25 protein-coding genes and 1 riboswitch are annotated in these 26734 nt (G+C 71.1%); of the genes, 19 read left to right on the top strand and 6 right to left on the bottom strand.

Translation table 11 applies throughout. The features are described 5' to 3' along the window. Positions 1 to 28: 28 nt before the first annotated feature. Positions 29 to 1732, top strand: a complete 1704-nt coding sequence (locus AQJ54_RS26090; RefSeq protein ID WP_062241431.1) for a flavin monoamine oxidase family protein — start codon at positions 29 to 31, stop codon at positions 1730 to 1732. Positions 1733 to 1830: 98 nt separating this feature from the next. Here AQJ54_RS26090 and AQJ54_RS26085 read toward each other — a convergent pair whose 3' ends face one another. Next, entirely contained in the window at positions 1831 to 2517 is a 687-nt protein-coding gene (locus AQJ54_RS26085; RefSeq protein WP_062241430.1) for a DUF5995 family protein, read from the bottom strand. Positions 2518 to 2617: 100 nt separating this feature from the next. Between AQJ54_RS26085 and AQJ54_RS26080 the strand changes: the two genes are divergently transcribed. After that, a complete protein-coding gene (locus AQJ54_RS26080; protein WP_391148171.1) occupies positions 2618 to 3832 on the top strand; it encodes a glycoside hydrolase family 6 protein in 1215 nt (404 codons plus the stop codon). Between the two features lie 25 nt (positions 3833 to 3857). Here the strand turns inward: AQJ54_RS26080 and AQJ54_RS26075 are convergent, their stop codons facing one another. Beyond that, a complete protein-coding gene (locus tag AQJ54_RS26075) occupies positions 3858 to 5063 on the bottom strand; it encodes an MFS transporter (RefSeq protein WP_062241427.1) in 1206 nt (401 codons plus the stop codon). A 115-nt stretch (positions 5064 to 5178) separates the two neighbouring features. Here AQJ54_RS26075 and AQJ54_RS26070 point away from each other — a divergent pair, with 115 nt between their 5' ends. The 10 genes from AQJ54_RS26070 to AQJ54_RS26025 all read left to right on the top strand — a co-directional run bounded on the left by AQJ54_RS26070 (position 5179) and on the right by AQJ54_RS26025 (position 14480). Beyond that, positions 5179 to 6690, top strand: coding sequence for an ROK family transcriptional regulator (locus tag AQJ54_RS26070; protein ID WP_062241425.1), 1512 nt, complete (start codon positions 5179 to 5181; stop codon positions 6688 to 6690). Positions 6691 to 6890: 200 nt separating this feature from the next. Beyond that, a riboswitch (FMN riboswitch) is annotated at positions 6891 to 7021 on the top strand. Between the two features lie 156 nt (positions 7022 to 7177). Continuing rightward, entirely contained in the window at positions 7178 to 7786 is a 609-nt protein-coding gene (locus tag AQJ54_RS26065) for a riboflavin synthase (protein ID WP_062241422.1), read from the top strand. After that, complete coding sequence (locus AQJ54_RS26060) at positions 7783 to 8424, top strand: nicotinamide mononucleotide transporter family protein (protein WP_062028181.1); 642 nt, start codon at positions 7783 to 7785, stop codon at positions 8422 to 8424. Before AQJ54_RS26065 ends, AQJ54_RS26060 begins: the two co-directional genes overlap by 4 nt. Next, positions 8421 to 9710 (top strand): bifunctional 3,4-dihydroxy-2-butanone-4-phosphate synthase/GTP cyclohydrolase II, encoded by a 1290-nt coding sequence (locus AQJ54_RS26055; RefSeq protein WP_062241420.1) that lies wholly within the window; start codon positions 8421 to 8423, stop codon positions 9708 to 9710. The genes AQJ54_RS26060 and AQJ54_RS26055 overlap by 4 nt, the downstream gene beginning before the upstream one ends. 24 nt (positions 9711 to 9734) lie before the next feature. After that, positions 9735 to 10220 carry a 6,7-dimethyl-8-ribityllumazine synthase gene (gene ribH / locus AQJ54_RS26050; RefSeq protein ID WP_062241418.1) on the top strand — a complete coding sequence of 162 codons (486 nt, stop codon included), beginning with the start codon at positions 9735 to 9737 and terminating at the stop codon, positions 10218 to 10220. Between the two features lie 34 nt (positions 10221 to 10254). Next, the gene (locus AQJ54_RS26045) at positions 10255 to 10527 is read left to right on the top strand and encodes a phosphoribosyl-ATP diphosphatase (RefSeq protein WP_018534786.1); all 273 of its coding nucleotides are present in this window, start codon (positions 10255 to 10257) and stop codon (positions 10525 to 10527) included. A 44-nt stretch (positions 10528 to 10571) separates the two neighbouring features. Further along, on the top strand, positions 10572 to 11420 hold the full coding sequence (gene hisG / locus AQJ54_RS26040; protein WP_062028177.1) for an ATP phosphoribosyltransferase: 849 nt from the start codon (positions 10572 to 10574) through the stop codon (positions 11418 to 11420). 14 nt (positions 11421 to 11434) lie between these two features. Then, entirely contained in the window at positions 11435 to 11893 is a 459-nt protein-coding gene (locus AQJ54_RS26035; protein WP_062241417.1) for a PH domain-containing protein, read from the top strand. Positions 11894 to 12072: 179 nt separating this feature from the next. After that, the gene (locus AQJ54_RS26030) at positions 12073 to 13407 is read left to right on the top strand and encodes a hemolysin family protein (RefSeq protein WP_062028173.1); all 1335 of its coding nucleotides are present in this window, start codon (positions 12073 to 12075) and stop codon (positions 13405 to 13407) included. Then, entirely contained in the window at positions 13404 to 14480 is a 1077-nt protein-coding gene (locus AQJ54_RS26025; RefSeq protein WP_062241414.1) for a hemolysin family protein, read from the top strand. Before AQJ54_RS26030 ends, AQJ54_RS26025 begins: the two co-directional genes overlap by 4 nt. A gap of 126 nt (positions 14481 to 14606) precedes the next feature. Here the strand turns inward: AQJ54_RS26025 and AQJ54_RS26020 are convergent, their stop codons facing one another. Together AQJ54_RS26020 and AQJ54_RS26015 are read right to left on the bottom strand one after the other, a co-directional pair. Beyond that, the gene (locus tag AQJ54_RS26020; RefSeq protein ID WP_062028169.1) at positions 14607 to 16469 is read right to left on the bottom strand and encodes an AAA family ATPase; all 1863 of its coding nucleotides are present in this window, start codon (positions 16467 to 16469) and stop codon (positions 14607 to 14609) included. A gap of 431 nt (positions 16470 to 16900) precedes the next feature. After that, positions 16901 to 17521: a uridine kinase family protein gene (locus tag AQJ54_RS26015; protein WP_062241412.1), complete on the bottom strand. Its 621-nt coding sequence runs from the start codon at positions 17519 to 17521 to the stop codon at positions 16901 to 16903. A gap of 232 nt (positions 17522 to 17753) precedes the next feature. On the opposite strand from AQJ54_RS26015, the gene AQJ54_RS26010 reads away from it, so the two are divergent. The 3 genes from AQJ54_RS26010 (at position 17754) to AQJ54_RS26005 (ending at position 20155) form a co-directional block, all read left to right on the top strand. Next, positions 17754 to 19112 (top strand): C39 family peptidase, encoded by a 1359-nt coding sequence (locus AQJ54_RS26010; protein WP_062241411.1) that lies wholly within the window; start codon positions 17754 to 17756, stop codon positions 19110 to 19112. Positions 19113 to 19250: 138 nt separating this feature from the next. Further along, positions 19251 to 19391, top strand: a complete 141-nt coding sequence (locus AQJ54_RS45130) for an SCO1431 family membrane protein (protein WP_107047873.1) — start codon at positions 19251 to 19253, stop codon at positions 19389 to 19391. Positions 19392 to 19480: 89 nt separating this feature from the next. Further along, the gene (locus AQJ54_RS26005; RefSeq protein WP_062028163.1) at positions 19481 to 20155 is read left to right on the top strand and encodes a TetR/AcrR family transcriptional regulator; all 675 of its coding nucleotides are present in this window, start codon (positions 19481 to 19483) and stop codon (positions 20153 to 20155) included. A gap of 112 nt (positions 20156 to 20267) precedes the next feature. On the opposite strand, the gene AQJ54_RS26000 is transcribed toward AQJ54_RS26005, so the two are convergent. Continuing rightward, positions 20268 to 21503 (bottom strand): glycoside hydrolase family 18 protein, encoded by a 1236-nt coding sequence (locus AQJ54_RS26000; RefSeq protein ID WP_062241409.1) that lies wholly within the window; start codon positions 21501 to 21503, stop codon positions 20268 to 20270. Between the two features lie 343 nt (positions 21504 to 21846). On the opposite strand from AQJ54_RS26000, the gene AQJ54_RS25995 reads away from it, so the two are divergent. The 3 genes from AQJ54_RS25995 (at position 21847) to AQJ54_RS25985 (ending at position 25568) form a co-directional block, all read left to right on the top strand. Then, entirely contained in the window at positions 21847 to 23019 is a 1173-nt protein-coding gene (locus tag AQJ54_RS25995) for an acyl-CoA dehydrogenase (protein WP_062241407.1), read from the top strand. A gap of 329 nt (positions 23020 to 23348) precedes the next feature. Continuing rightward, entirely contained in the window at positions 23349 to 24461 is a 1113-nt protein-coding gene (locus AQJ54_RS25990; RefSeq protein WP_062241405.1) for an Rv3169 family protein, read from the top strand. 12 nt (positions 24462 to 24473) lie between these two features. Continuing rightward, positions 24474 to 25568 carry a phosphotransferase family protein gene (locus tag AQJ54_RS25985; RefSeq protein ID WP_062241403.1) on the top strand — a complete coding sequence of 365 codons (1095 nt, stop codon included), beginning with the start codon at positions 24474 to 24476 and terminating at the stop codon, positions 25566 to 25568. 10 nt (positions 25569 to 25578) lie between these two features. On the opposite strand, the gene AQJ54_RS25980 is transcribed toward AQJ54_RS25985, so the two are convergent. Continuing rightward, positions 25579 to 26010: a hypothetical protein gene (locus AQJ54_RS25980; protein ID WP_062028154.1), complete on the bottom strand. Its 432-nt coding sequence runs from the start codon at positions 26008 to 26010 to the stop codon at positions 25579 to 25581. A gap of 268 nt (positions 26011 to 26278) precedes the next feature. On the opposite strand from AQJ54_RS25980, the gene AQJ54_RS25975 reads away from it, so the two are divergent. Beyond that, the gene (locus AQJ54_RS25975) at positions 26279 to 26719 is read left to right on the top strand and encodes an Lrp/AsnC family transcriptional regulator (protein ID WP_020138156.1); all 441 of its coding nucleotides are present in this window, start codon (positions 26279 to 26281) and stop codon (positions 26717 to 26719) included. Positions 26720 to 26734: the final 15 nt, after the last annotated feature.

Genomic DNA, 26734 nt, shown 5'->3' with positions numbered 1-26734 from the left:
CCCTGTCTGTGCAAGGAGTCCGTACCCCATGACGTCCACCGTGCCCAACGCCGTCGAGCATGCGGACGAGCAGCAGCTGCCGCCGATCACCATGTTCGGCCCGGACTTCCCGTACGCCTACGACGACTTCCTCGCCCACCCGGCGGGCCTCGGACAGATACCGGCCACCGAGCACGGCACCGAGGTCGCGGTGATCGGCGGCGGTCTCTCCGGCATCGTGGCCGCGTACGAGCTGATGAAGATGGGCCTCAAGCCGGTCGTCTACGAGGCCGACCGGATCGGCGGCCGACTGCGGACCGTGGGCTTCGAGGGCCAGGGCACCGAGGGACTGACCGCGGAGATGGGCGCGATGCGCTTCCCGCCCTCCTCCACCGCCCTCCAGCACTACATCGACCTCGTGGGCCTTCAGACCCGCCCCTTCCCCAACCCCCTTGCGGAGGCCACCCCTTCGACGGTCGTCGACCTCAAGGGCGAGTCCCACTACGCCGAGACGATCGCCGACCTCCCGCAGGTCTACCGTGATGTCGCCGAGGCCTGGAACAGGTGCCTCGAAGAGGGCGCCGACTTCACCGACATGAACCGCGCCCTGCGCGAGCGGGACGTGCCGCGCATCCGCGAGATCTGGTCGCGGCTCGTGGAGAAGCTCGACAACCAGACCTTCTACGGCTTCCTCTGCGACTCCGAGGCGTTCCGCTCCTTCCGGCACCGCGAGATCTTCGGCCAGGTCGGCTTCGGCACCGGCGGCTGGGACACCGACTTCCCCAACTCCATCCTGGAGATCCTGCGGGTCGTCTACACCGAGGCCGACGACCACCACCGCGGGATCGTGGGCGGCTCGCAGCAGTTGCCGCTGCGGATGTGGGAGCGCGAGCCCGAGAAGATCGTGCACTGGGCGTACGGCACGTCCCTGAAGTCCCTGCACGTGGACGGCGAACCGCGCCCCGCGGTGACCCGGCTGCACCGCACCGCGGGCAACCGGATCACGGTGACCGACGCCGGAGGGGACATCCGCACCTACCGGGCGGCGATCTTCACCGCCCAGTCCTGGATGCTGCTCTCGAAGATCACCTGCGACGACTCGCTCTTCCCGATCGACCACTGGACGGCGATCGAGCGCACGCACTACATGGAGTCCTCCAAGCTGTTCGTTCCCGTGGACCGGCCGTTCTGGCTCGACAAGGACGAGGAGACGGGCCGGGACGTCATGTCGATGACGCTCACGGACCGCATGACCCGCGGCACCTACCTGCTGGACGACGGCCCGGACAAGCCGGCCGTCATCTGCCTCTCCTACACCTGGTGCGACGACAGCCTGAAGTGGCTGCCGCTGTCCGCGAACGAGCGGATGGAGGTCATGCTGAAGTCGCTCGGCGAGATCTACCCGAAGGTCGACATCAGGAAGCACGTCATCGGCAGCCCGGTCACCGTGTCCTGGGAGAACGAGCCCTACTTCATGGGCGCGTTCAAGGCCAACCTGCCCGGCCACTACCGCTACCAGCGGCGCCTGTTCACCCACTTCATGCAGGACCGGCTGCCCGCCGACAAGCGGGGCATCTTCCTCGCCGGCGACGACATCTCCTGGACGGCCGGCTGGGCCGAGGGCGCGATCCAGACCGCCCTGAACGCGGTCTGGGGCGTCATGCACCACTTCGGCGGCGAGACCGACCCGACCAACCCCGGCCCGGGGGACGTGTACGACGAGATCGCGCCGGTGGAACTGCCGGAGGACTAGACCTGGTCGAGTCCGAGGTCAGTCCAACAGTGGGGCAGCCGGAAGGCAGACCAACAGGGGGCACCCCGAGGTCAGTCCAATCGTGGGTCAGCCGCAGGTCAGTCCGGCAGCGGGGTCAGCAGCATGCGGCCCGCGAAACCCACCGCCGTGTCCAGGCGCTCGGTGAACTCCTCGGCCACGTCGGGCAGTCCGCGCAGCGCCCACAGGGCACGGGCCGCGGTCCAGGTGGCGTCCCGGGCGCGGTCCAGGCTCCAGGCGCCGAGCAGATGGGTGAGCGGGTCGGCGACCTGGAGGACGTCGGGGCCCGGCATCAGCTCTTCGCGGATCCGCTCCTCCAGCGAGACGAGGAGGTCGCCCACCCGGTCGAACTCGTCCTCCACGTCGGCGGGTTCGCAGCCGAGGCTACGACAGGTGTCCACCACGGCGAGCGCGAGATCGTGCCCGATGTGCGCGTTGATGCCCGCCAGCGCGAACTGCAGGGGCCGTACCCCGGGATGACGACGGAACTGGAACAGCGGCCGCCAGCAGGCCGGCGGACGGTGTCCGCGGGCGACCTCGTCGACCGCGGTCAGGTAGCGCTCCGCGAACCGCACGTCCAGCGTGATCGCGGCCCGCGCGTCCGCGAACCGGCCCGCGTCGACACAGCGGTCCACCGCCTCGGTGACGGCGAGGTAGACGCGGTTGAAGACCGCCACGCCGTCCCGTTCGGGAAGGGCCTCGTCCAGGGCGCGCATACGGGAGACGACCGCGTCGAGGGGGGTGGTGAACTGTTCCAATTGCGCCATGACGGCAGGGTCCCAGTCCTAGGCTGGCCTGGGTACCGGCGGGCCCGACGCTTCCCCAGAACGGGGTAACGCCCCCGCCGTGCGAGGGGGGAGCGACAGGGTGTCAGGCTTACGTGCCCAGCGACTGGCCGCGCGCCGCGCCGCCCGCAGACGGGCCGTGGGCCGCGGTGTCCTGGTCGCGGTGGCCGCCGTGGTCGTCGCCGTCGGCACCGCGACCGGAATGCTCTCCGCGCTCGGCGGCCGTGACGGCTCCGGCGAGGTGCGACCGGCTTCGGCCGGCGACTCCCCGGGGCGGGTCGGCGTACGGGTCCTGCCCTCGCGCTTCGGCGCCCCGTCGGCCGCCCCGTCCGCCCCCGCGTCCCTCTCCGCCTCCGCCGAGGTGAGCGGGTCTCCGTCCTCGTCGCCCAAGGCCAGGAAGCCGAGCCCGGACAAGCCCCGGCCCACCGCCGCCGGCCGCCTCTACCGCCACCCGTCCTCGCAGGTCCTCGACTGGGTGCAGGACAACCCGCGCGACTGGCGTGCCGATGTCATCCGGTCCCGTATCGCCGACCGCCCGGCCGCGGTCTGGTTCGCCGACTACACCCCGGCGACCATCACCTCCAGGGTCCGCGCGGTCACCGCCCGCGCCGCCGCACAGGGCCGGGTGCCGGTGGTCGTGGCGTACGCGGTCCCGGACCGTGACTGCGGCGGCGCGTCCCAGGGCGGGGCACCGGATCTCGGTGCCTACGACGCCTGGATCGACCGGTTCGCCGCGGGACTCGGCTCCCGCGAGGTGATCGTCGTGCTGGAGCCCGACGCGATCGCCCAGTCGGACTGCCTCCCGGAGGCGGGGCGGGCCGACCGGTTCGCCTCGCTGGCCCGCGCGGGCCGGGTCCTGAAGGCCGCGAACCCGAAGGCCCGCGTCTACTACGACGCCGGCCACTCCGGCTGGAACCCTGCCGTGCAGCAGGCGGCCCTGCTGAAGCGGGCGGGCGCCGCCTCGGCCGCCTCCTCCGACGGGATCTTCAGCAACGTCTCCAACTTCCACACCACGTCCGCCGAGATCGCCTACGACCGTCAGGTCCTCGCCGCCCTGGGCGGACCGCCCGGTCTGGGCGCCGTCATCGACACCAGCCGCAACGGCAACGGCGCGCCGCGGGACGGCGAGTGGTGCGACCCCGCGGGCCGGAGGATCGGACGCGCTCCGACCCTGGACACCGGAGAGGCGAGGATCGACGCCTACCTGTGGGTGAAGCTGCCGGGGGAGTCGGACGGCTGCAAGGGCGCACCGGGCACGTTCAGCGCGTCGTACGCCTACGACCTGGCCTCGCCCTAGCCGGGCGCCACCCTGGGCGCGGACGTCAGTGCCGCGGCTCGGAGACCGTCGCCGCCGGGGTGACGACCTTCCGGCGGTCGCCGGCCCGCAGCACCCCCGCGAAGGCCACGAGCCCGCAGGCCAGGAACGTCACCAGGGCGAACGACACCATCAGGCTGGTCGCCTGGGCCAGCGTGCCGATCGCGCTCGGGGCGACCAGTCCCGAGGTGTAGGTGATCGTCGCGACCCCGGCGATCGCCAGGCTGGGGTTGGATCCGCTGCGGCCCGCGGCGGCGAAGCACAGCGGCACGACCACCGCGATGCCGAGCCCCATCAGCGCGAACCCGCCCATCGCCACCGCCGGTTGCCGGGCGAGGACGATGAGCAGCCCGCCGAGCACCGCCAGGACCCCGCTCGTCCGGACCGTGCGCACCGCGCCGAAGCGGTCCACCAGCCGGTCCCCCGCGATCCGTGCGACAGCCATCGTGAGCGTGAAACCGGTGGTGCACGCGGCCGCGAGCCCCGCCGAGGTCTCCAGCCGGTCCCGCAGGTACACCGCCGACCAGTCCAGGCTGGCCCCCTCCGCGAACACCGCGCAGAACCCGATCGCGCCGATGAGCAGCGCCGACTTCGGCGGCAGCGCGAACCGGGGCGGCGGCTCCTCGTCCTCGGGGGCCTGGAGGTCCAGCACCCAGCGGCAGGCAGCCAGACCGAGGAGGGTCAGGGTGGCCGACGCGAGCGCGTGGTGCAGCCGGGCGTCCGAGCCCAGGTGCGCGGCGAGGGTGCCGGCCGCGGAGCCGACCAGGGCACCCACGCTCCACAGGCCGTGCAGCCCGGACATGATCGAGCGGCCCAGGCGGTTCTCGACCTCGACGCCGAGCGCGTTCATCGCCACGTCCGCCATGCCGGCCGTGGCGCCGTAGACGAACAGGGCCAGGCAGAGCGTCGGGAGGTTGGGGGAGAGGGACGGCAGGACCAGGGCCAGGGTCCACAGGGAGATCAGGCCGCGCAGGGCGTTCCGGGCGCCGAAGCGGTGACTGACCCGGCCGGCCAGCGGCATGGCCAGCGAGGCGCCGAGCGCCGGGAAGGCGAGCGCCAGGCCCAGTTGGCCGGCGCTGACCGAGGAGTGCTCCTGGATCCACGGCACCCGCGTCGCGAACGAGCCGGTCACGGCCCCGTGCACGGCGAACACGGCGGCCACGGCGTACCGGGCCCGCCGTACCTCTGCTGATGTGTGGACCACATCGCTCATCTTCGGGCCCCTCCCGGAATTCTCGTCCCCGACTCAAGTCGCGGTGTAAATTATCAGGAACCCTGCCTGATAGATAGCGCATATCCGGCTCCGCGGATCTGAGAGGATTCCCGGCATGCCCGCATCCCCGAGCACCGCCCGGGCCATCAACGACCGGCTCGCCCTGCGTCTCCTCCAGCAGGAAGGCCCGCTGACGGCAGGCCAGTTGAAGCAGCTCACCGGGCTGTCCCGGCCGACCGTCGCCGACCTCGTCGAGCGCCTCGCCGCCGCCGGACTGATCGACGTGGTCGGGGAGTCGGGGGAGCAGCGCCGCGGCCCCAACGCCAAGCTGTACGGCATCGTCGCCGACCAGGCCCACCTCGCGGCCCTCGACGTCCGCACCGAGGGCGTCTCCGTCGTCGTCGCCGACCTGCTGGGGCGGGTGCTGGCCGAGGCGTCGGTGCCGATCGGCGGTGAGACCGGGACGGGCCCCGCGGTCGAGCAGGCCGTCGCGCTGGTCGAGCGGACGGCGAAGGAGGCGGGGGTGGCCGGACTCCACACCGTCGCCATCGGCGCCCCCGGTCTGATCGACCCGGCCACGGGCGAACTCCGCGACTCCGGCGGCCTGCCGGCCTGGCACCGGCGACTGGTGCTGGCCCTTCAGGAGCGGCTCCCGGAGACCCGCGTCCATGTCGAGAACGAGACCAACCTCGCGGCGCTGGCGGAACAGCGCGACGGGGTGGCCCGCGACCGGGACACCTTCGTCCTGCTGTGGCTGGGCCACGGCACCGGCGCTGCGGTGATCCTGGACGGCGTCCTGCGGCGGGGCGCCTCGGGCGGGACGGGGGAGATCGGGTTCCTCCCGGTGCCGGGGACGGCGGGCCTGCCGTCGGCGGTGGACTGCGCGGGGGGTTTCCATTCACTGGCGGGCTCGGCGGGGATCGTGCGGCTGGCGGAGGAGTGCGGTCTGGCGGTGGCGGTGGACGGGGCTGGTGACTCCGGCGAGGACGCTCGCGGGGGCGCGGGTCTCGTGAGGGGGGCTGCGGAGGCAGCGGAGGTGGTGCGGAGAGCGGTGGCGGCCACGGACCGGGCAGCGGAGGCGGTGGCGGCCGCGGACTCGGCCACGAACCGGGTACCGGCGGCGGACTCGGTCCGGAAAGGGGTGGCGGCCACGGGTTCGGTACCGGGGGCGGTCGCGGCCACGGGTTCGGTACCGGAGGCGGTCGCGGCCACGGACTCGGTACGAAAGACGGTCGCGGCCACGGACTCGGTACGGAAGACGCTCGCGGCCACGGACTCGGTGCAGGCGGGCTCGGTGCCGGAGGCGGTCGCGGTGCGCGAGGAGTCCCGTTTCCTGGACGCTCTCGCCGACCGGCTCGCCGTGGGGGTCGCGTCGGTCGTCGCCGTCCTGGACCCGGGGTGTGTGGTGCTGGGTGGCGAGGTGGGGCAGGCCGGTGGGACGGAGCTGGCCGCCCGCGTGGAGCGAAGGGTGCGCCGCATGTCCCCTCTGGCCACGGAGGTGCGGGCAGGCGTGTTGGGCGGAGAGGCGGTTCTGCGCGGCGCACTGCTCACCGCGCGGGACCGCGCGCAGGACGCCCTGTTCGCACCCCGTCAGCCGGTCGATCAGCAGCGTCGACGCGCGGACTGACCCGGCGCAGAAGACCCGGCGGCGGGCAAGGGCCGTCGTCACCGCCGCCGGGTCCGTCTCTACGGGTGTCCACGCAGGGCGACCCTAAAAAGGACTAGACCATTAGGTCAAGGGGTTTCGGCCACGGGTTGTGAGCCACTGCACACGCATCGCCTGTATGGACCACGATCGGGCGTGGCAGACTGGCTGTGTACCAGAAGCAGCGCACTCCGGGGTCGGTGAAAGTCCGAACCGGCGGTTACAGTCCGCGACCCGACCGCTTCCAGCGGCCGGTTGACCAGGTGAAATTCCTGGACCGACGGTTAAAGTCCGGATGGGAGGCAGTGCGCGGCGGGCGGGCATACCTGTATGCGCGCCGCCGTACCAGGCTTCACCCTCGCGGGGGTGGGTCCCGTCCGGCGTCGCCCCCGGTGTCCCCACTCGCTGATTCTGTCGTCATCGACAGCCCCGGAGTCCGTGCCCGAATGAGGCAGGGAGGACCCGGGAAGTGTTCACCGGAATCGTCGAAGAGCTGGGTGAGATCACCGCTGTCGAGAACCTCGGTGACTCCTGTCGTTTCCGAGTGCGCGGCCCCGTCGTCACCGAGGGCGCGAAACACGGGGACTCCATCGCCGTCAACGGCGTCTGCCTCACGGTCGTCGAACACGACGCCGACTGGTTCACCGCCGACGTCATGGCCGAGACCCTCGACCGCTCCAGCCTCGGTGCCCTCGCCGAAGGCTCCCGGGTCAACCTCGAACGCCCGATGGCCCTGGGCGCGCGCCTCGGCGGACACATCGTGCAGGGGCATGTCGACGGCACCGGACAGGTCCTGGAGCGCAAGCCCTCCGAGAACTGGGAGATCATCAGGATCTCGCTGCCCGCGGACCTGACGCGCTATGTCGTCGAGAAGGGCTCCATCACCGTCGACGGCATCAGCCTCACCGTCGTCGACGCAGGCCCCGACTACTTCACCGTCAGCCTCATCCCGACCACCCTCGCCCTGACCACGCTCGGCATCAAGCAGCCCGGCGACCCGGTCAACCTCGAGGTGGACGTCGTCGCCAAGTACGTCGAGCGCCTGCTCGCGAACAGCGGTCAGGGGGCCGGACAGTGAACTCCCTCAACACCGAGGCCTTCACCCTGTTCGGCCAGCACATCCTCTGGTCGGACATGATCGGCAACATCCTCGGCCTGATCGCCCTCGCCCTCGGCTGGCGCCGCAACCTGTGGAGCTGGCCGGTCCAGTTCGCCTCCGGCCTCATCCTCTTCGGCGCCTTCTACGGCCACCTCACCGGCAGCGCCGGCAAGCAGGTCGTCGTCATGCTCGTCGCCCTGTACGGCTGGTGGCAGTGGAACCGCAACAAGGGGCAGTCCGGCGACGGGCACATCGCGCCCCGGTTCGCCTCCTGGCGTGAGCGCGGAGCCCTCGTCGGCGCCGCCGCCGTCGGCACCGTCGCGGTCGCCCTGCTCTTCAAGGCCTACCCGAGCCTGTCCTGGGACCCCTGGCCGGACGCCTACATCTTCGTCGGCACCGTCGTCGCCATGTACGCCCAGGCCCGCGGCATGGTCGAGTTCTGGTTCGCCTGGCTCCTCGTCGACCTCGTCGGCGTCCCCCTGAACTTCGCCAACGGCTACGCCTTCTCCGGCTTCGTCTACGTCATCTACGGCGCGCTCGTCCTGTGGGGCATGCGCGACTGGTGGCTGCGCTCCCGTGAGTCCGCGCGGCCCGTCATGGAAGGAGCGCCGGCATGAGCGCGGCACCGATTCTCTACAGCACCGACGGGTTCGAGGACTTCGCGCTGGACCCGGTCGAGCAGGCCATCGCCGACATCGCGGCCGGCCGGCCCATCGTGGTCGTCGACGACGAGGACCGCGAGAACGAGGGCGACCTGGTCGTCGCCGCCGAGAAGATCACCCCCGAGATCGTGGCCTTCATGATGAGCGAGTGCCGCGGCCTGATCTGCGCCCCCATGGAGGGCGACGAACTGGACCGGCTGAAGCTCCCGCAGATGGTCGACGACAACACCGAGTCGATGAAGACCGCGTTCACCGTCTCCGTGGACGCGTCCGGCGCGCACGGCGTGACCACCGGCATCTCGGCCGCCGACCGCGCCACCACGCTGCGGCTCCTCGCGAGCGGCGACGCCGACCACACCGACTTCGTCCGCCCCGGTCACATCTTCCCGCTCCGCGCCAGGGACGGAGGTGTCCTCACCCGCAACGGTCACACCGAGGCCGCCGTCGACCTCGCCCGGCTCGCGGGACTGCGCCCGGCCGGCGCGATCGTCGAGATCGCCGGCGAGGACGGCCGGATGCTCCGCCTGCCCGAGCTGATCCCCTTCGCCCGCAAGCACGGTCTGACGATCATCTCCATCGAGGACCTGATCGCCTACCGCCGCACCAGCGAGCCAACGGTCCGCCGCGAGGCCGAGACCCGGCTGCCCACCGCCCACGGCACCTTCACGGCGTACGGCTACCGCTCCGGCGTCGACGGAGTCGAGCACGTCGCCCTGGTCCACGGCGAGATCGGCGACGGCGAGGACGTCCTGGTCCGCGTCCACTCCGAGTGCCTCACCGGCGACATCTTCGGCTCCCTGCGCTGCGACTGCGGTCCCCAGCTGGACGCCTCCCTGGAGCGCATCCAGGCCGAGGGCAGGGGAGTGGTGGTCTACCTGCGCGGCCACGAGGGGCGCGGCATCGGCCTGCTGTCCAAGCTGCGGGCGTACGAGCTCCAGGAGCAGGGCCACGACACCCTCGACGCCAACCTGGAGCTCGGCCTGCCCGCCGACGCCCGGGACTACGGCGCCGGCGCGCAGATCCTTCAGGACCTCGGCGTCCGCAGCCTGCGCCTGATGACCAACAACCCCGACAAGTCCGACGCCCTCCTGCGCCACGGCCTCAAGGTCACCGGCCGGGAGCCGATGCCCGTACAGGCGGGCGAGCACAACCTCCGCTACCTGCGCACCAAGCGGGACCGGATGGGCCATGACCTGCCCTGGCTGGACACCGCCCCGGTGTCCACCTGCAGCAACCAGTAAGCACTTCGAGGAGAGTTCGAGAACGTGAGCGGCAAGGGTGCACCGGAGCTGTCCGTACGCAACGTGGGCGACCTGAGGGTCGCCGTCATCGCGGCGCAGTGGCACGAGAAGGTGATGGACGGACTGGTCGACGGCGCCCTGCGCGCCCTGCACGACCTGGGCATCGACGAGCCGACCCTGCTCAGGGTCCCCGGCAGCTGGGAACTCCCGGTCGTCGCCAAGGTCCTCGCAGGGCGCGGCTACGACGCGATCGTCGCCCTCGGTGTCGTCATCCGCGGTGGCACCCCGCACTTCGAGTACGTGTGCCAGGGCGTCGTCCAGGGCCTCACCCAGGTGTCCGTGGAGACCGGCGTCCCCGTCGGCATGGGCGTCCTCACCTGCGACACCGAGGAACAGGCCCTGGACCGGGCCGGCCTCGATGGCTCCAACGAGGACAAAGGACACGAGGCGGTGACCGCCGCGGTGGCCACGGCGGCCACCCTCCGCTCAGTATCTGAACCGTGGCACTGACGAAGGTGTCATTTGGCATAGGGTGAGCGACACCATGTCCAATAAGACGTTCGAGGAGCTCTTCACCGAGCTCCAGCAGAAGGCCGCCACCGGCGACCCCGCCACCTCCCGCACCGCAGAACTGGTCGGCAAGGGTGTCCACGCCATCGGCAAGAAGGTCGTCGAAGAGGCCGCCGAGGTCTGGATGGCCGCCGAGTACGAGGGCAAGGAAGCGGCCGCCGAGGAGATCTCGCAGCTGCTGTACCACGTCCAGGTGATGATGGTCGCGCGCGGGATCTCCCTCGACGACGTCTACGCCCACCTGTAAGCCAGTCGCCGAACACACCCCTGAGAGCAAAGGAAGCCGACCTCATGCTGCGCATCGCCGTCCCCAACAAGGGTTCCCTGTCAGGACCTGCGGCGGACATGCTGCATGAGGCCGGCTACCAGCAGCGCCGCGAGTCCAAGGAACTGCGGACCGTCGACCCGGTCAACGACGTGGAGTTCTTCTACCTGCGCCCCCGGGACATCGCGATCTACGTCTCCTCGGGGCAGCTCGACATCGGCATCACCGGCCGTGACCTGCTGATCGACTCCGGCGCCGACGCCGAGGAGATCCTCCCGCTCGGCTTCGCCCGCTCCACCTTCCGCTTCGCGTCCAAGCCCGGCACCGCGAGCGGCGTCGAGGACCTCAAGGGCAAGACGGTCGCCACCTCCTACGAGGGGATCGTGGCCGCACACCTCGCGGACAACGGCATCGACGCCGCCGTCGTCCACCTCGACGGCGCGGTCGAGACCGCCATCGAGCTCGGTGTCGCCGAGGTCATCGCGGACGTCGTCGAGACCGGCACCAGCCTGCGCAACGCGGGCCTGGAGGTCTTCGGCGAGCCCATCATGAAGTCCGAGGCCGTCGTCATCCGCCGCACCGGCGCCGACGCCGAGGAACCCAAGGTCCAGCAGTTCCTGCGCCGCCTCCAGGGCGTCCTGGTGGCACGCACGTACGTGATGATGGACTACGACTGCCGCGTCGAGCAGCTCGAGAAGGCCGTCGCGCTCACCCCCGGCCTGGAGTCCCCGACCGTCTCCCCGCTGCACAACGAGGGCTGGGTCGCCGTCCGCGCGATGGTCCCGGCCAAGGAGGCACAGCGGATCATGGACGACCTGTACGACATCGGCGCGCGGGCCATCCTGACGACGGCCATCCACGCCTGCCGTCTCTGAGGGGCGTACCGCACATGTCCTCCGAACCTCCCGCTCTCCCCGTCACGTTCCGGCCGGGCCGCACCCGTGTGGTCCTGCTCACCGCCGGTGTCGCGATCTTCGTGGTGATCACGGTGATCGCGCTGCTCCTCGAACAGCTGGGCCCCGGCGAGCGCCTGAGCTTCGTGTTCACCGCGGCCCTGCTCGCCGGTGTGCTGTTCCTGCTGGCCAGGGTGAAGGTCGTCGCCGACGAGTCCGGGGTCACCGTCCAGAACATCGCCAGCAGGCGACGGCTGGAGTGGGCCGAGATCATCCAGGTGAACCTCCGCCCGGGCGACCCCTGGGTGTTCCTCAACCTCAGCGACGGCACCAGCCTGCCGGCGCTCGGCATCCAGCCGGGCATCGCGAAACAGCAGGCCATCGCCGACGCGAGGGCCCTGCGGGCGCTCGCCGAGGCCCGTTCCACGGCCCGCTCCGACGAAGATCAGGGATGACTCGGGGAATTCCACCCTGCCGCATCGGGCCCTGTCTTGATTAATCTGTTGGCGGAGGCGTTTTCACCACGCCTCCGCCTCTCGTTGTTCCTGCTACCCGAGGAGTGACTCCCTCCAGCGATGGACGGATCGTCCTGTAGTACCTGCGCTGCCCCCTCCGTACGTGTCGAGGCGGCAGCATGACCATCCCCCTGCTGCTCCTCGGAGCGGCGTTCCTGCTCATTCTCGCCAACGGCTTCTTCGTGGCGGCCGAGTTCGGCCTCGTCACCGTGGAGGCCACCGACGCCGAGAAGGCCGCCGCGGAAGGCGACCGGAGGGCCCGCCGGGTCGCCGAGTCGCTCAAGGAGCTGTCGTTCCAGCTCTCCGGCACCCAGCTCGGCATCACCATCACCTCCCTGGTCGTCGGCATGCTCGCCGAACCGGCCCTCGCGGAACTGCTGCACGGCCCGTTCACGGCCATCGGCATCCCCGAGGGAGCGGTCTCCGGCGTGGCCGTCGTCGTCGGCATGCTGCTGGCCTCCGCCGTGCAGATGGTGATCGGCGAGCTCGTGCCCAAGAACTGGGCGGTGTCCAAGCCGATGCAGGTCGCCCGCTTCGTCGCCGGCCCGCAGCACGCCTTCGCCCGGCTGTTCCGGCCGGTGATCGCCGCCCTGAACGCGGTCGCCAACCGCCTCGTCCGCGCGCTCGGCATCGAGCCCGCCGAGGAGCTGGCCTCCGCCCGCACCCCCGGCGAGCTGGTCTCCCTGGCCCGGCACTCCGCCCAGGCCGGCGCCCTGGAACAGGACACCGCGGACCTCTTCGTGCGCACCCTGTCCCTCGGCGAGCTCACCGCGCAGCACGTCATGACCCCGCGCGTGAAGGTCAGCTCGCTCCAGGCGTCCGCGACCGCCGAGGACGTCGTCAACCTCACCCGTGCCACCGGTCTGTCCCGCTTCCCGGTCTACCGGGAGAAGATCGACGAGATCGTCGGCATGGCCCACCTCAAGGACGCCCTCGCCGTCCCCGCCCAGGACCGGCTGCGCACCCCCGTGGGCCGGATCGCCCGCCCGGCGCTGCTGGTGCCCGAGACGCTCCCGGTCCAGCCCCTGCTGGCCCAGCTGCGCAGCGAGCAGCCCATCGCCGTCGTCGTCGACGAGTACGGCGGCACCGCCGGCGTGGTCACCCTGGAGGACATCGTCGAGGAGATCGTCGGCGAGGTCCGCGACGAGCACGACGGCCAGGACATCCCCGAACTCGCCGCCGCCCCGCCCGAGGACGGCCGGCTCGCCTGGGACGCCGACGGCAGCTGCCGGGTCGACATCCTCCAGCGCATAGGTCTCGACGTGCCCGAGGGGCCGTACGAGACGGTCGCCGGACTGGTCGCCGACCTGCTCGGCCGTATCCCCGCCGTCGGAGACCGGGCCGAACTGCCCGGCTGGCGGCTCACCGTGCGCCAGGTCGGGCACTACCGCGCCGAGCGGGTCCGCCTGGTCCGCACGGTCCCCGCGGTCAACGTCATGGAGGCCGCCCGATGAGCGTGCTCCAACTCCTCTTCGCAGCCCTGCTGGTGCTCGCCAACGGCTTCTTCGTCGGCGCCGAGTTCGCGCTGGTCTCGGTGCGCCGCAGCCAGATCGAACCCCTCGGCACCGCACGCGCCCGCCAGGTGCTGTACGGCCTGGAGCGGCTCCCCCAGATGATGGCGGCCGCCCAGTTCGGCATCACGGTGTGCTCCCTGACGCTCGGCGCGGTCGCCGAACCGACGGTCGCGCACCTGCTGGAGCCGGTGTTCGAGTGGATGCACCTGCCGCACGGCATGATCCACCCGCTGGGATACGTCATCGCCCTGGCCGCGGTCGTCTTCTTCCACCTCGTCATCGGCGAGATGGTCCCGAAGAACCTCGCGATGGCCGCGCCCGAGAAGCTCGCGCTCTGGCTCAGCCCGGGCCTGGTGGCCTTCGCGCGGCTGTGCCGCCCCATCACCCTCGCCCTAGGCGCCTGCGCCGCCGCCATCCTGCGGCTCTTCCGCGTGGAGCCCAAGGACGAGGTCGAGGCCGTCTTCACCAGCGAACAGCTCAACCGGCTGGTGGAGGACTCCGGCCAGGCGGGTCTGCTGGACCCCGAGGAACAGGAACGCCTGGAGGACGCGCTGGAGCTGGGCTCCCGCCCGGTCACCGACGTCCTGCTCAAGCGCGAGTCCCTGGTGACGGTCCGCCCCTCGGTCACCCCGGGCGAGATCATCGAACTCACCGGGCGCACCGGGTACTCCCGCTTCCCGATCGCCGCGGACAACGGCGTGTTCATGGGGTACCTGCACGTGAAGGACGTCCTCGATCTGGAGGAGTCCCAGCGGGCGGTGCCGCAGCAGGTCTGGCGGCCGATGACGAAGCTCAGGTCCGACCTGCCGCTCGATGACGCCCTCACGGTGATGCGGCGTGCGGCCACGCACCTGGCCCAAGTGGCGGACGGGTCGGGCAAGGTGCTCGGACTGGTGGCGCTGGAGGACGTACTGGAGCTGCTCGTCGGTGAGGTACGGGACCCGGCGCACCGGGAGCTGCCGGAGGTTCGGGTGACCGAGCCGCGGGGCAGCGAGGAGGCGTTGGCGTCGTAGGTTCGGCCGCGGGTTCGTCGTGGCTGGTCGCGCAGTTCCCGCGCCCCTGAGTAGGTGACCGCACCCACTCGTTTTCAGGGGCGCGGGGAACTGCGCGAGAAGCCCCACCGACCCGCAGCCGACGAACTACGTGGCCGACGGATCCTGCGGCCCCCGCCCCGACAAGACCTCCCCGTACGCCTGCATCAGATCCGGCAACCGCAGCGTCGACAGGTCGTCCCGGCTCAGCATCCCCGGATACCCGGACAACCGAAGATCCCGGTACGCGCAGCTCTTCTCGTACAGCGTCCGCAGGAACCGCCCGTTGCCCAGCTCGTCGATCCACCCCTGGTCCACCACGTGCCCGGCGATGGAGCGCAGCTCGTCCAGGGCCTCCTCGTCCCACACGTCCCCGTTCTCGGCGGCCAACACCTCACCGATGGAGGTGAGTTCGAGGGGGCGGTACGACGGGAAGTCGACGCGGGTGGTGAAGCGGGACGACAGGCCGGGGTTCGCGGTGAGCAGCCGGTCCATGCCCTCCGGGTAACCCGCGAGGATCACGACGAGGTGGTCCCGGTTGTCCTCCGCCCGCTTCAGCAGCACCTGGAGCGCCTCGTCGCCGTACGCGTCGCCCTTCCCGTAACCGGAGTTGGAGAGCGAGTAGGCCTCGTCCACGAACAGCACCCCGCCGAGCGCGGAGTCGATCAGTTCGTTCGCCTTGACCGCGGTCTGGCCGAGGTACTCCCCGACCAGGTCCGCCCGCTGCGCCTCCACGAGATGGTCGCCGCCGAGCAGCCCGAGGGCGTAGAAGACGCGCCCCAGGATGCGGGCCACCGTGGTCTTGCCGGTGCCGGAGGGCCCGGAGAAGACGAAGTGACGTTTGGGCGGCTGGACCGGAAGCCCCTGCCCGGCGCGCAGGCGGGCCATGTTCAACTGCGCGGACAGCGCCTTGACCTGGCGCTTCACCGGTTCGAGGCCCACCATGCGCTCGAGTTCGGCGAGCGCTTCCTCCAGGAGGACGGGGTCGGTGGGCCCGGCGGGCAGTGCTCCTGCCAGGGTGCCGGACCGCTCCCGTCCGGCCGGGTCCGTCATCGTGGGCAGTGGCCCGGTCGGCGGCTGCGGATCGGAGAGCTTCAGGTCCCGCCCCTCGACACCGAACAGCGGCTCGATTCCGTCGGGCCCCTCCAGCACGTCCTGTCCGAACCCGGTGAGCGTGATCGACGCGAGGTCGGCGGGGTCGTCGTACCCGTCCCCCTCGGCGATCGCGGCGAGCCGGGCCGAGGTGTCCATGAAGGCGGGGTCGACGCGGTGCACCGCCCGGTAGAGGGGCAGCGCGGCGGCGGACCGGCCGGTGCCCTCGTGGGCCCGGGCCAGCCAGTACCGCAGTTCCTTGCGCTGGGGCTGTTCGCTGCGGCAGCGCATCAGGGCCGCCGAGAGCAGCGGTTCGGCCTGCCCGAACATCTCCAGGCGGACCCGGGCCATGCCCCCGAACAGACCGGCCTCGATGCCGAGCATGGCGTCGTCGATCAGCGGGTCGGTGTGCCGTACCAGCTGCTCCCAGTCCTTGACCAGGTAGGCGCGGCAGGCGTGCAGGAAGCGGACCTGGTGGTCGGTGTCCACCGGGGGCAGCCCCGCGAGGGCCCGGTCGAGCTCCGGGACGTGCCGGCCGTCCAGCCAGTGCGAGGCGTGCGCGAGCAGCAGGTCACGCGGGCTCTCCAGCACCGGCTGCACCCACCAGCCCAGCCAGTACCAGGAGTTGAGGGTCCGGCGGTGGCGTGTGCGTTGCTCGCCGAAGCGTTCGCGATGCCGGAACATCCGCAGCAGCGCGGTCGTCGTGTCGACGCGCAGCGCGTGCAGCCCGAGCCAGCCGTCGGCCATCCCGGGGTCGATCCGCACCGCGGCCCGGAACTCCTCCTCCGCCTGTGGGTAGGCGCCCATCGTGTAGGCGTCCACACCCCGCAGCCAGGCGAGGTCGGCCGGGGCCTCGGGGCCCTGCGTGCCGAAATCCATCACGTCCCCCACAAACCGTGCCCCCGTGGTTCACCACCGGGCCGACGCCCGATGGCCGCCTTCGTCCAACCGCTGTGCCGCGGACCGGAGTTGCAACGGTGCGCAGAGCAGCTGTCCGTAGGTCGCACCGAGGGCATCGTACCTGCGGTGGTGTCGCTCGCCGTAGGGTGCCGCACGGGCCGTTTGACGAGGTGGGAGCAGATGGGGCGCACCGCGCACGGTGACCGAGGGTGAGCGGACGGCGTCTCACCGCGTGCATATTTCTGTATGAGGGCAGAACGAAGCCCCCGATCACGGGGGAACAACCGGGGGCTTCGCGACTGCGGGCGACCTGCATCGGCCGCACATTGAGAACGTAAGACCTGTACGGCCCCTCGGTCAAGCGGAGTTGGGCGACTCAGGCAAGTTCTTACCGGTGGTTCTTCACAGCTTCAACACATCGCCGCTGGACCGTCACCGTGCGTGATGTCGTGGTCCGGTCCAGGAGTCACAGCAGGCCCGTCAGTGGTCTCGTATCCCTGCGGGCACTGGCGTACCAGCGCATCGGCGAAGGGCCGGGAGGGGTCTTCGGCGAAATGCCGTTGTTCCGCCAGGACCCATTCCTCCCAGAACTCCCGCTGTTCCACCCCGTCCCGGGACCGCCCTCGGGCCCAGGACTCCGCACGCGGCAGCTCCATCCACAGCAGACACGCCAGGTGCGGTCTGAGCGCGCGCCGGCCCGCGCCGACTCCCTCGACCAGGACCACGGGCGCCGCCGGCAGATCCCGGGGCGGTCCGAAGTGCCGGGTGCGCCAGTCGTAGGGGGCGTAATGGGCGGTCTCGCCGCGGCCGAGCGGGGTGATCACCTCGCGCAGCAGCCGTCCGGTCCAGTCGAACAGTTCGTCGTGGCTGGCGATGTCGTCGAGATGCAGGACCGGCGCGCCGCCGAGGGCGTCGGCCAACTGTCCGGCGAACGTGGACTTCCCGGAGCCCGCGTGGCCGTCGACGCCGACCAGCCGGACCGGGCCGCAGGACGGGGGGAGCCGGCGGAGCCGGGAGGCGAGGACGTGGATGACGATTCCTGGAGGCGCTCATACGGACGGGCGGTCTGGCCCGTCCAGTGTAGTGAGGAGCCTGCGCTCGCCGCCGGAATCACAGCTTCCCAGGTCATGCCAGTGGTCGAGACCAATATTGGTGGGCGTGGCACGGCCTGAAGTGCTGGCAGGAGCATGGCGCCTCATCCATAGTTGGCGCACAACCGTGCATCGGATCCGTCCCGAAGGACACCTGGGGGTCTTCCCACCCATGAGCAGAGCCGAACAGCCGTCCCGCAGAACCGTTCTCGCCGTCGCGGTCGCCGCCGCGGTGGCCGGCGGCACGGGCCCCGCGGCCGCAGCCGGCACCACGGCCGACGCGGATCACGACGAGCCCGCCCGACTGGTCGACAACCACGCCTGGACCACCTACGGCGACTGGCGCGCCGGCACCGCGCAGGGCGTCCGTGCCGTCGCCGGCAAGCGTCCCGGCGTGGTGATCAGCGCTCCCGCGGGCACCACCGACTACACCGATCCGCACACCGGGACCACCGCCACCTGGGAGTACGCGACCTGGACCTCGCCGGTGCACCGGCTCGCCGTGCCCTCGACGGAGGTGATCGCCTCCTGGAACGCCCACACCCCGGCCGGCACCTGGATCCAGATCGAGCTCCAGGGGACGTACTCCGACGGCACGGCCACCCCGTGGTACGTGATGGGCCGCTGGGCCGCCGGGGACGGGGACATCAAGCGCACCTCGGTCGACGACCAGAGCGACGACAAGAGCAGCATCTGGACAGACACCTTCGCGATCGACGCCCCGGCGACCGGGCTGCGTCTGGCGTCGTACCAGTTGCGGCTGACCCTGTACCGCAAGCCGGGGGCGAAGAACACGCCGACCGTGTGGCGCCTGGGCGCCATGGGCTCGGACGTCCCCGACCGCTTCACCGTCCCGGCCTCCACGCCGGGTGTCGCCCGCGAACTGATCGTCCCGCGCTACTCGCAGGAGATCCACAAGGGCCAGTACCCGGAGTACGACAACGGCGGTGAGGCCTGGTGCAGCCCCACCTCCTCGCAGATGATCATCGAGTACTGGGGTGGCCGGCTCACCAAGGAGCAACTGGCCTGGGTCGACCCGTCGTACGCCGACCCGCAGGTCTGCCACGCGGCCCGGTACACCTACGACTACCAGTACGCGGGCTGTGGCAACTGGCCCTTCAACGCGGCCTACGCGGCCACCTTCAAGGATCTTCAGGGCGTGGTCACCCGGCTCGGCTCGCTGACCGACCTGGAGACGCTGATCGCGGCCGGCATCCCGGCCATAACGTCCCAGTCCTTCCTCAAGGAGGAGCTCACCGGGGCCGGTTACGGCACCTCCGGTCACCTCATGACGGTGATCGGCTTCACCGCCGAGGGCGACGTGATCGCCAACGACCCGGCCTCGCCGAGCGACCCGGAGGTGCGGCGCGTCTACAAGCGGCGCGAGTGGGAGAACATCTGGCTGCGCACCAAGCGGTACAACGCCAGCGGCAAGGTCGTCTCCGGTACCGGGGGCGTCTGCTACCTGTACTTCCCCGCCTGCCCGACTCCGCGCCAGCGCAAGGCGCTCGAAGCGGTGGGCGTGCGCTGAGGTCCGGCCGGGGCCCCGGGTGACCGGGGCCCTGTGACCAAGCTCTCTGCCGCAAAAGCCCCTTTCGGTGGCAAGGTGGACGGACCGGTGGGGGGAGTCCACCCATTCGTCCGAGACGTCCGAGAGCAGCGAGCCACCATGACCGCACAGTCAGCCACCGCCGCCCGCACCCGCACCGGCGGCCCCCGGGACGACGGCCCGTCCGTCGTCGAACACCTCGCGGGCTGGGTCCTCGTCGCGGTGATCGCGATGCTCGTCACGCAACTTGGTCTGCTGTGACCTGACTCATTGTCGTGCTGTGACCTGACTCAAAGGCGACCTGACATACTGCGCTTGTCCCGCCACCAGCCCGAGACCAGGGTCGAAATTTGAATATCAGTGATCAGCGTGAAGCCGCTCGCCCGCGGGCCCGCGGCACCGAGCGCTCGGTTGCGCGCCGCGCCGAACTCATCGCCATCGGGCGGAAGTTGTTCGCGGACACCTCCTACGACGCGCTCTCCATGGACGACATCGCCAAGCAGGCGCATGTCGCCAAGGGGCTGATCTACTACTACTTCCAGTCCAAGCGGGGCTACTACCTGGCGATCATCCAGGACTCCGTCGCCGACCTGGTCACCTACGCGGCGAGCGGCCTCAGGCTGGAGCAGGAAGTGGGGCAGGTGGAACACGTCCACCGCACCCTGGACAGCTATCTCCGGTACGCCGAGCACAACCAGGCCGCCTACCGTACGGTCGTCAGCGGCGGGGTCGGCTTCGACGCCGAGGTGCACGCGGTCCGGGACGGGGTGCGCGAGGCGATCGTCGCGACCATCGCCCAAGGGGCGTACGGCCGTACCGACATCGCCCCGCTGGCCCGCATGGGCCTGCTCGCCTGGGTGTGCAGCGTCGAAGGTGCCACCCTGGACTGGATCGACGGCCCGCCCCAGCTCTCCCGTGACACCCTGCGCGACCTCCTGGTGAAGGCCCTCGGCGGCTCGATGCGCGCCATCGAGGAGATGGACCCCAACTACCCCGCGCCCCGGCCCGCCCGCAGGGACGGCTGACGGCAGGAAGCCCTGACGGCGGGTCCGGTGGCTGACGGCAAGGGGCTTCCGGCGGCTGACGGCAAGGGGCGGAGGCTCGTGGTCCCCCGCCCCAAGTCCCGGTTCGGATCGGCTAGTTGATCGCCTTGATCAGCTCACCGCCCGAGGTGTCCCCGCTCAGCTCCCAGAAGAAGGTGCCGCCGAGGCCCTGCTGGTTCTTGTACGTCATCTTCGTCGCGATGGTCGCGGGGGTGTCGTAACTCCACCAGTTGTTGCCGCACTTGGCGTACGCCGTGCCGCCGACCGTCCCCGTCGCCGGGCACTTGGACTTGAGCACCTTGTAGTCGTCGATGCCCTGTTCGTAGGTGCCCGCCGCCGGGCCCGTCGCGCTGCCACCGGGTGCCGACTGGGTGACCCCGGTCCAGCCGCGGCCGTAGAAGCCGATGCCGAGCAGCAGCTTCGAGGCCGGAATGCCGAGTCCCTTGAGCTTGGCGATCGTCGCCGAGGTGTAGAAGTTCGCCTTCGGGATGCCCGACCAGCTGTTCAGCGCCGAGTGCGGGGCCGTCGGTCCGGCCGCGTCCCAGGCGCCGAAGTAGTCGTACGTCATCGGGTTGTACCAGTCGACGTACTGCGCCGCGCCCGCGTAGTTCGCCGCGTCGATCTTGCCGCCCGCCGTGGCGTCGGCGGTGATCGCGGCGGTAACCAGCGAGCCCCTGCCGAACTTCGCGCGCAGCGCCGCCATCAGGTTCTTGAACGCCTCCCGGCCGCTGGTGTCACAGGTGTTGCCGCACGCGTTCGGGTACTCCCAGTCGATGTCGATGCCGTCGAAGACGTCGGCCCACTTGGAGTTCTCGACCAGGTCGTAGCAGGACTGCGCGAACGCGGCGGGGTTGCGGGCGGCCTCGCCGAAGCCGCTCGACCAGGTCCAGCCGCCGAACGACCAGATGACCTTCAGCCCCGGGTGCTTCTTCTTCAGCTCGCGGAGCTGGTTGAAGTTGCCCCGCAGCGGCTGGTCCCAGGTGTCGGCCACGCCGTCCACCGACTCGGCCGCGGTGTAGGTCCGGTCGGTCGCCGCGTAGGCGTCGCCCATCGCGCACTTGCCGCCGGTGACGTTGCCGAAGGCGTAGTTGATGTGCGTCAGCTTCGCCGCCGAGCCGGAGGTCTCGATGTTCTTGACGTAGTACTTGCGGTCGTAGGTGCCCCATTCGGTGAAGTAGCCGACGACCTTGGAGCCGGCCGCCTGCACGGTGGGGGCCGCCTCGGTGGTCGCGGTCGCGCTGCTCGCGCCGGCCAGCAGGCCCGCGCCGAGGACCGCGCAGCACGCGGCGGAGATCAGCGCCCGGAACCGGGCGCGCTGGGGAAGGTGCATCGGTGTCTCCTCGTGGGGGAGAGGGGAACGCCAGGGGATTGGCATGAACGCGGTAAAGCGTTGCCGGAACAGTAGGAGGACTAGACCACCGCGTCAATGGTTCGGACCAATTCCGGCGCGATCGCGCGGCCGCTTGTCGGTGCCCTGGGCTATCTTGAAGTAAGCGGTCGTTAACCAGTGACCAGGGGTCCCCGATCGGGCATACTCACAGGGCGCAGCCGCTGGTCAGCAGCTTCCGTGACCCGGGAGACGCGAGCAGCGGACGGCGCCCAGTGAGACCGGCGGAGCCGCCCCACCCCACGGCGTGCGTCCGCCAGCGCCCTACAGGGAGGAGAGCGTCGCCATGCCCGACCGCGCCCCGCAGCCGGTGGACCGGCAACTGCCCACGGACGAGGCCCGGGAACTGATCTCGCTCGTCCGCGACATCGCGCAGGCCGAGATCGTCCCGAAGGCGGCCGAGGAGGAGGACGCCGGGCACTTCCCGCGCGAGGTCTTCACCCTGCTCTCCCGGACCGGACTGCTCGGTCTGCCCTACGACTCCGAACACGGCGGCGCCGACCAGCCGTACGAGGTCTACCTCCAGGTCCTCGAAGAGCTCGCCGCGGCCCGCCTCACCGTCGGCCTCGGTGTCAGTGTGCACACCCTCGCCTCCTACGCGGTGGCGACCTACGGCACCAAGCAGCAGCAGGTCGAACACCTGCCCGCGATGCTCGGCGGCGGGCTTCTCGGCGCGTACTGCCTCTCGGAGCCGTCCTCCGGATCCGACGCGGCCTCGCTGCGCACCAGGGCGGTCCGGGACGGCGACGACTGGGTGATCAACGGCACCAAGGCCTGGATCACCCACGGCGGGATCGCGGACTTCTACACCGTCATGGCGCGCACCGGCGAGGAGGGCCCGCGCGGGATCACCGCGTTCCTGGTCCCCGCCGACGCGGACGGCGTCAGTGCCGCCGCGCCGGAGCGGAAGATGGGCATGAAGGGCTCGCCCACCGCCCAGGTGCACTTCGACGGCGTACGGGTCCCGGACGCGCGGCGCGTCGGCGACGAGGGCCAGGGCTTCGCGATCGCCCTGTCCGCCCTGGACTCGGGACGGCTCGGCATCGCGGCCTGCGCGATCGGGCTGGCCCAGGCGGCCCTCGACGAGGCGGTCGGCTACGCGACCGGGCGACAGCAGTTCGGGCGGCCGATCGCGGACTTCCAGGGGCTGCGCTTCATGCTCGCCGACATGGCGACCCAGATCGAGGCCGGCCGGGCGCTGTACCTCGCGGCGGCGCGGCTGCGGGACGCCGGGCGGCCCTTCGCCAAGCAGGCGGCCATGGCGAAACTGCACTGCACCGACACCGCGATGAAGGTCACCACCGACGCCGTCCAGGTCCTCGGTGGCTACGGCTACACCGCCGACTTCCCGGCCGAGCGGTACATGCGCGAGGCCAAGGTCCTGCAGATCGTCGAGGGCACCAACCAGATCCAGCGGATGGTCATCGCCCGTCACCTGGCGGGTCCTGAGACGCGCTGAACTGCCCCGGCCTGACCTGCGGCGCCGCGAGCCGGACCCACTCCGGGTCGTGGCGCCCCGGCAGGGTGCGGCCGCCGACGGCCCAGGTCCGCATCAGATCGCGGTAGATGGGCGGGTCCTGGGGCGGCGGCGGAGCGGGCCGGTAGGACGGGGGAACCGATTCGGCGACCGGCGCGTAGGCAAGGGTCATGCCGGGGCAACGCGACACCCCGCGACCGGGTCACCGCTCCCCGCAATCGAGCGTGAGTTCACCGGCGTCCGGCCGGACATCTGGTCACCGACAGCTCTCTGACGTACCGTCAGCCCCCACCCAGGCAGGGAGGTTGACCGTGCCCGACGACCGCCCGGTACCGCTCGACGAGTACCCCGTGCACCAGGTCCCCCTGTCCATGAAGTATGTGGCGACGGGCGACCGCAACGCCTACGACCGCTGCATCTTCCACGTCCTCGACCACGAGGGACAGGCCCTGCTGATACTCGGGCTCGGGGTGTACCCCAACCTCGGGGTCATCGACGCCTACGCCACTCTGCGCCTCGGCGACACCCTGCACGCGGTGCGCGCCTCGGACGCCCTGCGGGACGACGACCGTACCGACCTGGGCGTGGGCCCGCTGCGCATCCTCGTCGAACGCCCGCTGCGCGACTTCGTGGTGAGCTGCGAGGCCGCCCCGGACGACCCGGACGGACTGTCGTACGAGATCACCTGGACCGCCGACTTCCCCGCCCTGTGGGAACCGCACCACCTCCAGCGGCGGGGCGGCCGGCTCACCCTGGAGGGGCGGCGGTTCGTGCAGGCCGGGCACTGCGACGGGTGGATCCGGGTGGGCGGGCGCGAGATCCGGGTCCAGGGCTGGACCGGGACCCGCGACCGCAGCTGGGGCGTACGGCCGGTGCCGGGGGAGCAGGGCGGCCGGTTCGCCGAGGAGCAGCCGACCGAGGGCTTCCACTGGATCTGGTGCCCGGTCCGCTTCGAGGACCGGTTCCTCATGGTGATCGTCCAGGAGGACGCCGACGGCCACCGCTCGCTCAACGACGCGACCCTGGTCCGCCCCGGCCACCGGGACCGTCAACTCGGCTGGCCCCAGGCCGAGATCACCTACCACCCCGGCACCCGCCGACCCGAACACGCCCTCGTCCACCTCGGCGACGTCCGCAAGCCCATGGAGCTGGAGGTGGAGGTCCTCACCTCCTCGCCCCTCGCCCTCGGCGCCGGCTATCCGCCCGCCGACGACTGGCAGCACGGCACCTGGCAGGGCCGCGACTGGACCGACCGCCGCACCTACGACCTCTCGCGGGAGCACCCTTTGGCCGCGTTCGGCGTCACCGACCACGCGGCCCGCTTCCGTCTGGACGGCCGGGTCGGCCACGGCATCTTCGAACACGGCTCGTTCGGCCGCCACGACCCGAGCGGCTTCACCGGATTCGACTCCGTCGCACCGTAAGGGGACCCGCTCATGGCCACGGCACCCCGCCCGCGCACCACCACCCGCGACCCCGAGGAACTCGCCGGCCGCCTCACCGCCTGGCTCGGCGCCCGTCTCCCCGGAGCCAGGGCCACGGACATCACCGTCCCCGCCTCGAACGGCATGTCCAGCGAGACCCTGCTCTTCACCGTCGAGCACCCCGAACCGCCCCTGCGCCAGTGCGCGTTGAGACTGGCGGCGGACCCGTCGGCGTACACGGTCTTCCCGGTGTACGACATGGTCCGCCAGTACCGCACGATGCGCACGGTGGCGGAGTTCTCCGACCTCCCGGTGCCGAGGGTGCAGTGGCTTGAGGAGGACCCCGGGCCGCTGGGAGCACCCTTCTTCGTCATGGAGCGCGTGGCAGGACGCGTACCGCCGGACGTCATGCCCTACACCTACGAGGGCAACTGGCTGCACTCCGCGAGCGACACCGAACGCGCGCACCTGGAGGCGGCCTCGATAGGCCTGTTGGCGCGCCTGCACGACCAAGTCCCGCTGAAGGAGGCCGAGTTCCTGGCCCTGCCCGGCCAGGGCGACGCGCTGCGCCGACACGTCACCGCCCAACGCGCCTACTACGACTGGGTGGTGGACGGTCTCGCCCGCTCACCCCTCATCGAGCGGTCCTTCGACCGGCTGGAGGAGATCTGGCCGCGCGAGGTGGGCCCGGCCGTCCTCAACTGGGGCGACGCACGCATCGGGAACGTCGTCTACGACGGCTTCGACCCAGTCGCCGTACTGGACTGGGAGATGGCGGCCCTGGCCCCGCGAGAGGTCGACCTCGGCTGGACGGTCTACCTGCACCGCTTCTTCCAGGACCTCACCGTCGGCTTCGGGCAGCGCGGACTGCCCGACTTCCTGCGCCGCGACCGCGTCGAGGCACGCTACGCCGAACTCACCGGCCACACGCCGCGCGACATGGACTTCTTCACGCTGTACGCGGCGCTGCGGCACGCGATCGTCATGCTGAGGATCGCCTACCGCCAGGCGTACTTCGGCGAGGTGGTCGTACCGGACGATCCCGACACGCTGATCCTGCACCACGGCAGCCTGCGAGCCATGGTGCAGGGCGACTACTGGGACTGAGCGAAGCGGCTCAGGCGGCCTGGCGGCGGATCACCGGCACCCGCATGGGGCGCGACCCGGGGCCGCCCACGTGCGAGAACGGCTGGGTCCGCCAGTCGAGTCCCTGAGGGAGCGTCAGCAGGAGGGCCGTCTCCTGCTCCTGGGGCTCCGCGGACTCGTCCGCCGAGCCGGCCTCGGCTGCCCGGCGACCCGTACCGGCACACACCGTCAGGCCGAAGGGGTTCCACGGCGAGGCGCACAGCGCGTGCTCCGGCAGCACCTCCTCGTCCGCGAGGAGCGCGATGGGCTGCGCGCAGTCCGGGCAGATCACCCGGTACATCTCGAAGGTGTCGTACGCGTCGAACTCGTCGTCCAGGGCGTCGAGTTCGACGCCCTCCGGCTCGGGCTCGACGACTGCCAGGCGCTTGGGCGCGGTACGACCAGGGCGCTTAAGACTCTGCATTGGGTTCTCCCCCTCGGGCTGGGCCGTGAAGGCACTGCGGCCTCGACCACAGCAAGCACTTCCCGCCCGGTCACGGAGGTAATCACGAGAACATCACGGAGGCTCCCGCAGGGGTGTGGCCTTCGTCACATGCCGCTCGCAGGTGCCCGTGGCGGTCGCTTTGTCCCCCGGACGGCGCACCGGCGGCGCCCGCCCACATCACGAACCGGGCATGACCTGGGCCGCTCAGGTATCCGAGGAGATCAGGCGCACTGTAGGTTCTAGCGCCATGGAGGAGCTGGACCGACAAATCGTGCAGCTGCTCGTCAAGGACGGGCGGATGAGTTACACAGACCTGGGCAAGGCCACGGGCCTGTCCACGTCGGCCGTGCACCAGCGGGTGCGACGGCTGGAGCAGCGCGGTGTCATCCGCGGGTACGCCGCGGTGGTCGACCCGGAGGCGGTGGGCCTGCCCATGACCGCCTTCATCTCGGTGAAACCCTTCGACCCCAGCGCCCCCGACGACATCGCGGAACGCCTGGCGGGCGTCCCCGAGATCGAGGCGTGCCACAGCGTGGCGGGCGACGAGAACTACATCCTCAAGGTCCGGGTGGCCACTCCGCACGAGCTGGAGGAGCTGCTGGCGCGACTGAGGACCCTGGCGGGCGTCTCGACCCGCACCACGGTGGTGCTGTCGACCCCGTACGAGGCGCGTCCGCCGAGGATCTGATCCGGCGGGGCCCGC

The organism is Streptomyces griseorubiginosus (assembly GCF_001514195.1).
GTDB lineage: Bacteria > Actinomycetota > Actinomycetes > Streptomycetales > Streptomycetaceae > Streptomyces > Streptomyces griseorubiginosus.
The sequence above is the reverse complement of the archived record's forward strand: the minus strand, read 5'-3'. Positions and strand labels throughout refer to the sequence as shown.